Annotated in this window: 9 protein-coding genes; 5 read left to right on the top strand and 4 right to left on the bottom strand. The window is 60.5% G+C overall.

Translation table 11 applies throughout. The features are described from left to right. Nucleotides 1–22 precede the first annotated feature (22 nt). Nucleotides 23–3622 (bottom strand): EAL domain-containing protein, encoded by a 3600-nt coding sequence (locus tag RCJ00_RS15545; RefSeq protein ID WP_316223094.1) that lies wholly within the window; start codon nucleotides 3620–3622, stop codon nucleotides 23–25. Between the two features lie 166 nt (nucleotides 3623–3788). On the opposite strand from RCJ00_RS15545, the gene RCJ00_RS15540 reads away from it, so the two are divergent. From RCJ00_RS15540 to RCJ00_RS15520, 5 genes are read left to right on the top strand one after another with little or no spacing between them, the layout of a single operon-like run. Next, nucleotides 3789–5036 (top strand): TadE/TadG family type IV pilus assembly protein, encoded by a 1248-nt coding sequence (locus RCJ00_RS15540; protein WP_316223093.1) that lies wholly within the window; start codon nucleotides 3789–3791, stop codon nucleotides 5034–5036. Further along, nucleotides 5033–5692, top strand: a complete 660-nt coding sequence (locus RCJ00_RS15535; RefSeq protein ID WP_316223092.1) for a response regulator — start codon at nucleotides 5033–5035, stop codon at nucleotides 5690–5692. Before RCJ00_RS15540 ends, RCJ00_RS15535 begins: the two co-directional genes overlap by 4 nt. 57 nt (nucleotides 5693–5749) lie before the next feature. Beyond that, nucleotides 5750–6238, top strand: coding sequence for an MOSC domain-containing protein (locus RCJ00_RS15530; protein WP_316223091.1), 489 nt, complete (start codon nucleotides 5750–5752; stop codon nucleotides 6236–6238). 49 nt (nucleotides 6239–6287) lie between these two features. Next, nucleotides 6288–7727 carry an APC family permease gene (locus RCJ00_RS15525; protein WP_316223089.1) on the top strand — a complete coding sequence of 480 codons (1440 nt, stop codon included), beginning with the start codon at nucleotides 6288–6290 and terminating at the stop codon, nucleotides 7725–7727. After that, on the top strand, nucleotides 7727–8761 hold the full coding sequence (locus RCJ00_RS15520) for an aromatic ring-hydroxylating oxygenase subunit alpha (protein WP_316223088.1): 1035 nt from the start codon (nucleotides 7727–7729) through the stop codon (nucleotides 8759–8761). The genes RCJ00_RS15525 and RCJ00_RS15520 overlap by 1 nt, the downstream gene beginning before the upstream one ends. Nucleotides 8762–8763: 2 nt before the next feature. Here the strand turns inward: RCJ00_RS15520 and RCJ00_RS15515 are convergent, their stop codons facing one another. From RCJ00_RS15515 to RCJ00_RS15505, 3 genes are read right to left on the bottom strand one after another with little or no spacing between them, the layout of a single operon-like run. Further along, entirely contained in the window at nucleotides 8764–11205 is a 2442-nt protein-coding gene (locus RCJ00_RS15515; RefSeq protein ID WP_316223087.1) for an ABC transporter permease, read from the bottom strand. Further along, entirely contained in the window at nucleotides 11205–11909 is a 705-nt protein-coding gene (locus RCJ00_RS15510) for an ABC transporter ATP-binding protein (RefSeq protein WP_316223085.1), read from the bottom strand. Before RCJ00_RS15510 ends, RCJ00_RS15515 begins: the two co-directional genes overlap by 1 nt. After that, on the bottom strand, nucleotides 11906–13198 hold the full coding sequence (locus tag RCJ00_RS15505; protein WP_316223083.1) for an efflux RND transporter periplasmic adaptor subunit: 1293 nt from the start codon (nucleotides 13196–13198) through the stop codon (nucleotides 11906–11908). Before RCJ00_RS15505 ends, RCJ00_RS15510 begins: the two co-directional genes overlap by 4 nt. Nucleotides 13199–13323 lie beyond the last annotated feature (125 nt).

Genomic DNA, 13323 nt, shown 5'->3' with positions numbered 1-13323 from the left:
TACAATGCGTCGGAGAAACGGCTTAGGCACGTCTTTTCGGCGACGTTTTGCCGATCAGAGCTGCGAACGCGTCCGTCGATATGGGTTTACCGAACAGATAGCCCTGCATCTGGTGCACACCCGCCGCCTTTAGGTGGCTGTGTTGGGAAGTGGTTTCTATACCTTCGGCGACCACCTGCATGCCGAAGGCGCGGCCGATGCCGGTCACCGCCTGTATGATGGCCAGAGCTTCCAGCGCCGCCCGTGGCTCCCCGTCCAGCGCGACAACAAATTCGCGGTCGATCTTGATCTTATCAAAAGGAAAGCGATGCAAGGCGGTTAGCGAGGAATAACCGACACCGAAATCATCGAGCGCCAGCTTGATGCCCATGGCGCGCAGATCATTGAACAACTGGCGCACCCGGTCCGGATCACCGAGAAAGGCGGTTTCGGTGACCTCCAGGACCAGGCGTTTGGGGTCGAAACCCGTTTCATCCAGCAGGGCTCGGACACCCGCCACGAAACCCGGTTTGTCGAGTTCTATGGGAGAGACGTTGATCGCCACTGGAATTGTCCAGTCTGCCGCCGTTTCCAGCACGCGGCGACGGGCAAATGTTCCAAGGCGCGTGATCAGACCGGATCGTTCCGCGATGGGAATGAAGACCGCCGGCCCGACCGGCGCGCGATCACCGCGGCGCCAGCGCATAAGCGCTTCAGCGCTGACGACATCCTGCCCCATGCGATCATAAATGGGCTGGTATTCCATCTCGAAGGCGCCGGTATCGATATCCTCTTCCAATTCGCGGATCAGAACGGCTTCTGGATTGTCTTGAGCGATGGCCTCCTTAACGATCTCGGCGGTCGACAGTGCCGGCAGCGGTGCAGAATTTTCTGCTTCGGCGCCGTCCTTGGGCGTGTCAACTGTATCCACATTCGTTGCCGGACCATCAATGATGGCGGCCAGGCCTGCAAGCGTGCGCTTCACCCATAACGCGGCCAAGGCAACTTCGTCGGCGCCAACGGAGCGGTGTTCGATACGGATGGCTCGCTCTATGCCTGCCGCGACACCCGCCACGGCCTTGGCGCCGATATTTAGGCTCATCGATTTCAGGGCGTGCGCCGCACGGGCCAGATGATCATCATCGGCCTCCGACAAGGCCCTGGCCATGTTGGCCGCGGCTTCCGGTCCATGCTGACGATAGAGGCCAACGACACGGCGGACAAAATCACTACGCCCATTGTGGAGCCCGTCTACCAGCGACCGTATGACCGCCGCGTCGAACAGATCACCATCCGTCGCGGGCAACTCGACAGGCACCGCCAATTCGTCCGGTCGATCGCGGCTCAGCGGGCCTTGGCGCAGTTCTTCAGGTAGATGATCCCGCAAGACGTCCGCCAGGTCGCGTAGGGTAAAAGGTTTATGCAGCACATCGTCCATGCCCGCGTCCTTCCACGCATGCGCCGCCGGACCGACGACGTGCGCCGTCAGCGCCACGATCGGCAGATGCGAGCTGCGCTCGCGAGCATTTTCCATGGCACGCCATCGGCGCGTCGCCTCAAAACCGTCCATGACCGGCATGGACCCATCCATTAGAACCAAATCGAACGCGCCGCCGGCCAGTTTTTCAAGCGCATCAGCACCGTCGACCGCCACCTTTGCCGCAATGCCGAAGCGTGCCAGCGCCTCAATGGCGACTTCGCGGTTGACCTCGCCATCGTCGACGACCAGAACACTGGCCATCGGATAGGCGGCATCGACGCCTTCGGGGTCCGTCTCGGTATCATTGAGTGTGAAGCCTTCACGATCACGCAGGCGCATGATCAAGGTGTCGATATCGCGGTGCCGGAGTGGACGCGGCAGGACGGCAGCGGCGCGCCCCGCCCGCACCCACTGCTCGGCCTCTACGTCTTCGGGATCGGCCAGCAGGACCAGACAGGCCGGGTCGATACCGGCTTGCAATGCGTTGCGGCCGCCGGCATCGGCCAGAACCAGGCGGGGCGCGTCAGCTCCGAAACCGACATTCGCTACAGACAGCCTTTCGGCGACAACGGCACGTTCCGCCTCACCGGCGATATAGAGATTTACCATCGGCTGGACCCTGTCGTGGATCACCGGAGGCGCACAGGTGACCGGGATTTCCGGTGCGGGCAGGCGGACATGGAACTGCGAACCCTTGCCTTGCTCGCTGGTCACGGCGATGGCGCCGCCCATGGCCTCGATCAGCCGCTTGGAGATGCTGAGCCCCAGTCCCGTACCGCCGAACCGGCGCGTCGTCGTCTGGTCTTCCTGACTAAAGGCGGCAAATATGCTCGACAGCTTGTCGCGAGCGATCCCAATGCCGGTATCCTTGACGACCAGCCGCCAGAAGCCCGCCTTGCGGTCCGGCTCAATCGACACCAATACGTGGCCCTGTTCAGTGAATTTCAAGGCATTGGACACCAGGTTGGACACCACCTGCCCCAGGCGCACCGGGTCGGCCGGAACCAGCCGCGGTGCATCCGGATGGGCTCTGGCGACCAATTCCAGACCTTTTTCGCGCGCCTTGGCCTGAAACAGGGCCAGGGTATCGTCAACGCAATCAAGAACGTCGACCTCGCAGATTTCGACCTCCAGCTTACCGGCCTCGATCTTGGAAAAGTCAAGAATGTCGTTGATCACCGCCAAAAGGGAACGGCCCGACCTGGCAATGGTGCGGGCATGACGTTTGGCGCGCGCGGGCAGACTTTCAGCGGCCAGAAGCTCAGCCATCACCATGACACCGTTCATCGGTGTACGGATTTCATGACTCATGGTCGCCAGGAAATCGGACTTGGCGGCATTGGCCGCCTGGGCTTCGTCACGCGCCTGCAAATAGTCGCGCGTCCGATCCTCTACCTCATGTTCCAGTCCGACGAGGTGCGCTTCCAGCTTCTGGTCGCGTTCCTGGATGGCGTCAATCATAGCATTGAAACCGGTGACCAACTGGCCAACCTCGTCGCGGCTTTGGGTGTCCACTCGACGCGAGAAATCACCCTTTTCAGCAATGGCGGCGACCGATTCCGTCAGATCGCTCAGAGGCTTGATCATCGCCTTCTGCAAGCTGCGAGCAATCATCAGGGCGATAATAAGTGCCAGAATCGCAACGCCGAATATCCCAGCCAAGGCCTGCATGAGGATGCGCAGGAAGTCTTCGGACTTGTGCACCACGACCACCTGACCGATCTGATGCCGGCCCGACATGATCGGGGCATGAACCTGGATCGTCCGCGTACTGACAAGCGCCAACACATCCGGATTGGGACTTTCGGCATTGAGCGACACGTCACTTTTCAAGCGCGCGCCAGCCCCTATTTCGGCCAGGGACGAACCGTCATGAGCCTCGATACGGGCATAGGTGATGCCGGGGGTCCGGGTGACGGCGCGCAAGGCCGTATAGGCGAGGCCCTGGTCATTGCCCTTTACAGCGTCCTCGGCGCTCGAGGCCAGCACATCGGCGGCGGTTTTCATGACGGACCAGCGCGCCTCAGCCTGACGGGCTGTCTCACGTGCAACGAACAGGCCGGCGACAGGCACGGTCGAGATCAGCACCGCGCCGATGACCAGCCCGTTCAGGCGGCTCGCAATCGAGGCTTTGGGCCGTCCCGAGCGCATTGTCTTACCCATGAATGCCACCACCTCTACCGAAAACGCGCCTATAAAGTGCTGCCCATATTTGCACAACCTATGGAAGTCATTATGGAAATTGCAGCAGTCGCCACGGTGTTAACCAACCCTAATGAGTAAATCTTAAAAACTCACTGATAGGCTATTGTCCTCTGAGGAAGAGTGCATGAGCTGGAAAGTTATCCTTAATCATTTGATAAAGGCGTTTTGCGACAAGGGTGGGAACGTCAGCATGATTGCGGCGCTGGCGGCCATCCCCGTGATCCTTGGCGTGACGGGCGCTATCGAAATGAACGATATTGCCAGGCGTCACACCCAGCTTCAGAATGCCGCCGATGCCGGGGCGCTGAGCGGCGCCGGGCAATTGGCCATAGCGGCCGTCACCAAGACCCAGATCAGCCAGACGGCCATCGCCGTGGCAACGCAGTCCTTGAAAAATCAGGGTCTGGACGAAACAGCGACCTTTGTCGCCACCGTCGATATGAAAGCCGGTTCGGTAACACTGAAAGGCGATATGGCACACAAGCCGCTGATCGGCTTTATGGGGCTGGGCAAGAATACGCTGTCAGCGACTGCGACCGCCGAGAATGTCCAGCGCATTCCCCTATGCATTCTGCAAACAGACAGTGGCTCGGGTATATCGGTCAGCGACACCGCCCGTATTCGCGCCACCGGGTGCGCCATCCACGCCAATGCCGATATCAATGTCGACAGTGGCGCACAAATTCAGGCGGAAGCCACTCAGGCGGTCGGTACGGTGTCTGGCCCGATAGAGCCTGTCGGCCGTTCTGGCGCCCTGCCTATAGACGATCCCTTCGCCAATCTGGACCTGAATCCTAAAAAGCTGTGCAATTCTATTCTGACACCTGGTGAGCCGGTGGTGCCCATCCAGCTCGGGTCTGGCGTCATGTATCTGCCGCCAGGCGTTCACTGCACGCCCATTCTCGTACTGGGCAAGGGAACATTGATGCTCCAGCCCGGCGATCATTATTTCCTGGCCCCTCTGGTCATGAACCAGGATTCAACTCTGCGAGGCGATGACGTCGCCTTGATCTTCGGCGCCGGCAACGCCTTCAATTTTTCACAAAATGCCAGTGTGCGCCTGAGTGCGCGCAAGACGGGCCCCTATGCCGGCTTTCTTATCGCCACGTCGCGCGACAATGTCGGCGTTTTCACCATAGCGTCGGGCAAGGTCAGCCAGTTACTCGGCACCATCTACACACCCAACGCCAAGCTTGTCATCGATACGGGCGGCAACGTCGCGCAGGACTCAGCTTGGAGCGTCATTGTCGCCAAATCATTGACGCTGCGCCAAAGCCCCATCCTCGTCATTAACAACAACTACGCATCCGGTGGCGTGCCGGTGCCGGAAGGAGTGGGACCGATGAAGTCCGCACCTAAGTTAACCCATTGACTATTCTTGGCAGCCATTTCGTCGATTTCGACACGGCGCGCATCCTTGTCGCCGATGACGATCCTATTCTGCGCGAATTCGCCGCTGTCCATCTGGCCACGCCCACGCTTGAGGTCGAGGTCGCCGAAGACGGCGTCTTTGCACTGGAAAGGCTCCAGCAAGGCGGTATCGACATCGCACTGATCGATCTGGACATGCCGCGCATGGACGGCTTCGAACTGATCGAACGCATTCGCTGGGACGACCAACTAAAGCACCTGCCCATTGTCGTCGTCACCGGGCGCGAGGACATGGTCGCCGTAGACAAGGCGTTTGCCATGGGTGCCACCTCATTTGTGGTGAAACCGCTGAACTGGCGGCTGCTGTCGCACCAGTTGGCCTATGTCCTTAGAAATGCACAGGCTGAAAGCAGCGTGCGCAGCCGGTTGCATGATTTGCAACGCGTCAGCGACCTGAAAGACCGCGTCCTGCGCCTATCGCGGCAGAAGCTGACCGGGCCGCTCAACGACATCCTCGATTCGGCCCAAACGATAGAACATCTCAGCACTATACCAGAGATCAGCGCTTCATTGCGCCGTATAGCTGAAGCATCGGTGGCGCTGACGCGGGTGCATGCCGATATGGGTGAAGCCGAACGGTTGACGCCTGCCCCATAATTGATGCCTTACTTTCGGCCGGATAAACTCAACGGATTCGGCCATAAGGACTTGGCAGTGCTCAACCCCAAATCGGCCCTTGCGGACCTCCTCAACGCGACCATGCGTCCAGGCACGGTGGAATGGATCGGCTTGAGGCCCATTCGGCGCGGTGACATAACCGTTGTCGATCATGCTGATTTGGACATCCAGGCAGGACTGGTCGGCGATCATTACAATAACCCGCGCAAGGGGACGCGCCACGTCACGCTTATCCAGCGCGAAGACCTCTTCGCCATATCCAGCTATCTCGATCAGGCAGTAACGCCCGCACAGCTTCGCCGCAACATCATGGTCAGCGGCATCAACCTCCTGGCGCTGAAAGATAAGGTGTTCCAGCTTGGCGACGCGGTCCTGGAAATGACCGGCGAATGTCATCCGTGCTCGCGAATGGAAGAGACGTTCGGCACCGGCGGCTACAACGCCGTGCGTCATCATGGCGGCATTACCGCCCGGGTTGTGGCCAATGGCCGGGTGCGAATCGGCGACCGACTCACGGTGGCTTGACGATCGTCCGTTCGCGTCGCAATCATCTGTCTTGCACAGGGGTGGCGTCATGACCGCAGGCGACAAGACGGGTTCCACAACAGGCTCAAAGACTGGCCCCAGAACCGGTCTATGGGGCATCGCCCTGTACGGCACCGCCATGAATTTCAGCATCCGATGGCTGGCCACAGGCGCGGCCACCGGACCCGTGGCCATCACCTTATGGATTGTCGCCGCGCTTCTGTTCCTTGTGCCGCTAGTCTGCGCCACGCTGGAGCTGTCGGCGCGCTTTCCTGAGGAGGGCGCCGTCTATGCCTGGGTGCGCGAAACCCAGGGCCCCTTCGCCGGCTTCATGACCGGTTGGCTCTACTGGGCCTGCAACCTGCCCTATTTCGCCAGCCTGCTGTTCTTCATCGTCAACCTGCTGGGCAAGGCCTGTCTCGGCATTCCAGCAACGGCAGGGCTGGGTGCCGTGCTCAGTCAGCCCGTAGGCGCCTTCTGGGCGGCCACGGCGATCCTGCTCGTCGTTGCCGCCCTGCACGCGCGCGGCTTCGGCGTCGGCAAGTGGCTGCCGATCGCCAGCGCTGCCGTGTCGGTGGCTATTCTGTTCTTTCTGATCTGGGCCGGATTTTATCTAAGCGATGTGACTGGATCGGCGACCGATTTCGCCCGCGCCAACTACACGCCGCCGTTTGATGCCAACGGCGCCATCCTGTGGGCCAGCATCGTGTTCGCCTTTGGTGGGGTCGAAGGCGTCGCCCTGATGCGTAACGACGTCAAGGGTGGCGTGCGGACCATTGTGCCCGCCCTGATCGTGCTTGGCCTGTTCCAGACTATTGGCTATGCCGGAGGCACAGCCGCCATGCTGGCCATCGTTCCGCAAGAGATCGCGTCGCGTCTGGGCGGCCTGCCCGACGCGCTTGCCGCCGCGCTGACCAAGCTGCACGTCTCGGCCTGGCTGCCCTACCTTCTGGCGGCGGCAGCCCTGACCTTTCTGGGTGGCATGAGCGCCTGGTTCGGCGCGGCGGCGCGCCTGCCCTTCGCCATCGGCGTCGACCATATGTTGCCAAAGGTGCTGGGCCGCACCGACCCCAAGACCGGCGCCCCGGTTGTCGCCATCACCATTCAGGCCGTCCTGGTGATCCTCATCATGGGCCTGAGCGCCTTTGGCGCCACCTTGGCCGGGGCTTACGATTTTGTCGTCAGCATGGGCGTGCTGACATTCGTCATTCCCTATCTGTGGATGTTCGCCGCCTACTGGATCGCTCAGAAGCGACCGGACGCGGGGCTGGACTGGCGGACGCCCGGTGGCGCCATGGGGGCGAAGATATTGGCAGCGCTCGGCTTCATCGTCGCCTTCACCGCCATACTCGGCAGCCTGGTGCCTAGCTCCGCGACAACGGACGCCATGGGCGATTTTCTTAAACTGGCCGGCGCATCGGCCGTACTGATCGCCATAGGTGCGGTCATTTACGGCACGCACTGGTTTCGCAGCAGGAGGACACAGTAATGGACAGCATGGACACGACCGCGAAGCCCTCATCGCCCGTCACCGCACCGGCCAGATGGTACACCGATCCGACCCTGTGGCCGGTCGAACGCCGCGACGTTTTCGCTCGCAACTGGCAGTTCCTGACGCATGAAAGCGCCGTGCCTCATCCGCGGGAGTGGCGGGCCGATACACTGGCCGGCTATCCGGTCGTCATTGTGCGCGGCGATGACGGCGTCCTGCGCGCCTTCCATAATGTGTGCCGTCACCGTGCCGGACCGCTAACCCGCGAGGAGGCGGGGACGTGTGACGGCTATCTGACCTGTCAATATCACGGCTGGCGCTACACGCTTGATGGTCGCCTGCGTGCCGCCCGCGATTTCGGCGCGACCGCCGATTTCGACCCGCGCGAATACGGCCTGTATCCGATCCGGCTTCAGACCTGGCGCGGCCTTGTCTTTGCCGGGATCGGCGACGACCTGCCCGATTTGAGCGTGCAGATCGCGCCGCTGGATGCCCGTCTGAATGAGGCCGACTGGTCAAACCTGAAGGTTGGTCTGCGCCGCGCGCATTTGCTCGATTGCAACTGGAAGACCTATGTCGAAAACTATCTCGAAGGCTATCATGTGCCGTCCATGCACCCGTCGCTCGATGCCGAAATCGTTGCCGAGCAATACAAGGTCACGGTCGAAGGTCGCGTTGTGCTGCACGACGCGCCACCAAAATCGCCGGACGCCGTCTATGACGGGCTATGGGGCTGGGTTTGGCCCAATATCGGCATCAATGTCTATAGTCGCGGCCTGATGATCGAGCGCATGTCGCCGGTCGGTGCGGACCAGACACAGCTCGATTATCTATACCTGACGCCCGACGGCGAACCGGTGCCGGAGGCGACCATCGCCATGTCGGATCAGGTGACGGCCGAAGACAAGTGGATCGTCGAGAAGGTGCAGGAGAACCTGAACGCCGGCGTGTACGACACCGGCCGTCTCTCGCCGAAGCATGAGACGGCCGTGACGGCGTTTCAGCGCTGGGTGGGCTCCGTTATCGCCTGATCCTATTCGTGCCTTAAGGCCTTTCCGGGCTCCGTGCTGGCGGCGCCGAAGGCCACGCCGGCCACCGTTACCAGGGCGATTGCCAAGGCAACGCCTGAGGCCACCGGGAAAACCCATAAGGGCATGGCAATCGCATCATCGAATTGCGACAGCCAACGCTCCAGGGCCAGCCAGCCCAACGGCCAGGCGATGAGGCTGGCGATAGCGACCGGATACAGGAACTGCCTCAGCAGCAGTCCAACCACTCGCCCGGCAGATGCGCCCAGTACCTTGCGGACGCCGATCTCACGGACGCGCCGGCCGGTGTTGAAGGCAGCCATGCCATACAAGCCAATACATCCGATAAGGGCGGCAATTCCGGCACCGATAGTGAACAGGTGCGTCCGGTCACGCTCGGGCTTATAGTATTTGTCGAGATTGTCAGCCGCGCTCGTCACGTCGAATGGCACGGCAGGGGCTATTTGTCGCCACAGATGCTGCAGCTTTTCACGCATGGCCGGCGCAGACAATCCTTGATAGCGGACCATCCCAACGACGGACTCGGATGCGTGCGCATCGAACAAATAGAGCTTTGCCGGTATGGGTTCATTGGGGTTATAGAACCGCATGTCTTCGACAACGCCGATGATGCGCACAGTGTGGTCGTTAAATCGCGCCGTTTGATTAAGCGCCGCCTGCGGTGTCGGGAAGCCCATGTCCCTGGCGGCGCGACGGCTGATGACGACACTGTAAACACGATCTTTGTCGGTTGTCTTGTCGTCCCACATCTGGTCTTCGCCGCGTTGCACGTCGAAAACACGCCCGACCAGCATTTTCGCCCCGAGAAGCTGGAAATACTCCGGTCCGACAATGGAGTAGTTCACGGTCGGCGACTCAGTCGCGCTATCAACCTGGCCAGGCCGGACAATATTCGAATTGTTGACCGAGCTCGTGTCGCCGGGAATTGCATTGGCGATGGTGACATAACTGACGCCCGGCAAGGCATTCGCTCCGGCGACGAAGGCATCCCGCTGGGACTGGGTTACGGCGTTGTCGCGAATCGAATTGACGATCATCAGGTTGCTCCGCTGAAACCCGATATCGGCATTCTGGATATGGCGAATTTGCAGCAGGAAACCCATGATGAGGATAAAGGCGACGGCGACGGCGGTGAACTGCACCATGGCCAGCCCCGTACGCAGAATACCAGCCGTACGGCCGCCGCCGGGCGTGCGGCTGGAGGCCAGGACCTGAGCCGGCTTGAAAGCCGACAAGGCGAACGCCGGATAAAGCGCCGCAACAAGCCCCGCCACCATCACAATGGCCAGCACGCTCGCGATCCACAGAGCATCGGCATGATAGTCGAGCTTGAGCGACAGGCCGCCAGCACTATTGAGTAGAGGCAGGCTCAACTCAACAAAAGACAAGGCAACCAAGAACGCCAGAAGCAGGGTCAGCATGGCTTCGAAGATAAATTGCAGGCGCAGGGCAAGGGGTGCCGCCCCCAGCGTCTTGCGCACCGCCACCTCCCGTGCCCGCAACCCTGCGCGCGCCGTGGCCAGGTTAACATAGTTGATCAAGGCGAGCGCCAAGGCAACAATACCGACCACGCCTAGGGATATGACAGCGGCTTTCAGCTTAGGCGAAATCAGGTGCGCATCGGCCAACGGAATGAGTTTGAGTTCCAGCATCTTGTGCGGCTTAACGTCAGGACCAAACGACTGCCCAGCCTGGCGATCGGTGAAGGCCGGAAACTGCACCGCAAGTGCATTGGCTTCTGTTCGGCTTTTGAATTTGAGATAGGTCGCCAATTGCACCGATCCCCAGTGATGCCAGTTGGACCTAAGCGCTGTGCGTTGCGGCGTGAGAAGGCGCAATATATCGAGTTTCATCTCGGTATTTTTTGGCAGGTCGGCAACGATGGCGCTGACAGTATAGGTCTTCAATCCCTCCTCGTCGTTTAGGACCATGGTGCGTCCAACAGCGTTTGTCACCCCGAAGTATTTACGCGCCAGGCTGGCACTCAGCACGACGTGAGAAGGATCGCTCAGGGCATTGGCCGGGTCACCATAGACGACGGGTACAGCAAAAAAGATCAGAAAATTGGCGTCTACCAGGTTGATCTGTTCATTGAAGACATCGGCCCCCTTATGCACGATGACGCTGTCGGGCCAGTAACGCGTGCCGTCGGTTTGCGGATAGGCCGTCTTGAGCTCCTCCAATAGGCCGCCCATTGAGCCGATGCCTGTATCATCCGTCATACCGGGGAAATGGAAACTTATGCCTATCGTGTAGATTTGCGGCAATTTAGGGCTCCAGCTCTCGTAGCTGGTTTCGAAACGATAGAAGAGACTGAGCGCGATAAAGACGGCAATGCCCAGGCTGAGGCCCAGCAGGTTGAGCAGGGCATAGAGCGGATGGCGGACAAACGACCGGTAGAAGGCGGTAAAGGTGCTTTTCAACATCACAGCACCTGCGCCACGGAGGCGACGAGTTGTCCGTCGAGAATATCGACCTGGCGCGTGGCCTGGTCGGCATGGGATTGCGAGTGGGTGACCATGATGATCGTCGCGCCACCCTGGTTAAGCGTCTGCAAGATCTGCATCACCTGCGCGCCGTTTTCGGTGTCGAGATTGCCGGTGGGTTCGTCGGCGAGAATCAGGTCGGGTGAGCCCACGATGGCGCGTGCGATGGCGGCGCGTTGCTGCTGACCACCGGACAGCTGATGCGGGAAGTGGCGGGCGCGGTGGCCGATACCGACCTTGTCCATGGCCGCTTCGATGATGGGCCGTCGGCCGCCCTTCACGCCTCCGCGGTAGAGCAGACCCAGTTCGATATTTTCATAGATGGTCAGATCGTCAACCAGATTGAAGCTTTGGAAAATAAAACCCAGATGCCGGGCGCGATGCCGGGCCAGATTGACTTCGTTCATCCGGGCCAGGTCCTGCTGTGCGCCTGAGGCATCGGTAAACAGGTAGGCGCCCGATGTCGGCCGGTCGATTGTGCCCAGGATATTGAGCAGGGTGGACTTGCCGCAGCCCGACGGTCCCATGATGGCGACGAATTCACCGCGCTTGATATGCAGCGAGATATTGTGCAGGGCCGTCGTTTCGACTTCGTCCGAGCGGTACAGACGCGTGATATTCTGAAGTTCGATAAGGCTGGTCATTCTGTGTCGCTCTTTCGGATACGGAGGTGTTGCGCTTTGAGATAGGCCTGGGTGCCGCCGGTGACGACGTGCTCACCGATCTTCAGGCCCGACAGGATTTCGGCATATTCGGGATTGCGCCGGCCGACGGTTATGGGACGCCGCGTCGCCGCGTCGCCATGGGCGTTAAGCACGAAGATGGACGTGCCGTTGCTGTCGGTGAGCCAGCCGCCGGTCGGCACCAGAAGTGCGTCTTGGGTGGCACCCAGCGACAGGCGCACATCTATGGTTTCGCCACGTTTCAGGTCGGTCGGCATGACGTCGAATTCCAATTCGACGGTGATGCGTCCGTTATTGACCTGCGGAAAGATTTTGGAGACGTGCACACCCACATCCTTGCCATGCACATTGGCCATAGCCTTGAGGCCGACCGACAGACGGGCCAGATAATATTCGTCGACCTCGGCCTTTAGCTTGTAGGTACCTTCGGAATCGACCTCTGCGACCGGATCGCCCTGCTTTACGGCCTGTCCGGGCTTGAGCGTAAAGCCCGTAAGCCGCCCCTGCGCCGGCGCGGTCAGGCTCAGGGCTTTCAGGCCGGCGCGCACTTCGTCGCGGCTGCGGCGTAGGTCATTGGCGGAGGCCAGGATTTGCTGGCGCTGAGAGGTATAGAATTGCGTCTGCTGCGCCTGCTGGGTCTTGAGCGCGGCCAGTCGCTGCTTTTGATAGGCGACCTCATCGACATAGGTCTGGACCGCCGCGTCGTTATATACACCGTGCTCACGCAACAGAGTGCGCTTCGTCAGTTCCTCCTGGGCCTTGTGCAGGGCGTAGGCCACATCGGCGATGCTTTGTTCGCTGGCATTCTGTGCATTTTGCAAGGTCATGAGCTGGCTGTTGGTGTCGCTCAGGCGGGCGGAAATATCGGCCTCGCGCGAAGACACGGCCAGGGTCAGATCGGGATTGCCCAGCCCGGCCAGGGCCTGGCCCGGCATGACCATATCGCCATCGGCCGCGCTGACGGCGATGATGCGGCCGCTGGTTTCGGCCGTGATGTAGGTGATTTCGAGCGGCTCGACAGCCGCACGCAGGGCGACATAGTCCTGGAACGCAGCACGGCTCACGACGCCGGTATCGAGGGAGTTGGCATTGACCGTAACCGTGTTGGGCGGCGGCAGAAGGACAAAGGCGCCCAAAGCCAATACGGCGGCGATCGCCACGGCGCCAACGATTTGAATGGGACGGCGGCGCCACCACGGTTTGGCCAGGCGACGGTCATTTGAAGCGGAGTTGAGAGGTCTATCGGGCATATTACAAGGCTAACACAGGATACGAAATAGACATAAACGCCTAATTCTATTTGACTTTTAAGCTCTTCAGGGCATTATCCGCCCCAATTGCCCCCATGAAAGTGTCCGTTTTCGAACATGTCCGA

It is taken from the genome of Asticcacaulis aquihabitans, assembly GCF_032490435.1.
Lineage (GTDB): Bacteria > Pseudomonadota > Alphaproteobacteria > Caulobacterales > Caulobacteraceae > Asticcacaulis.
The sequence above is the reverse complement of the archived record's forward strand: the minus strand, read 5'-3'. Positions and strand labels throughout refer to the sequence as shown.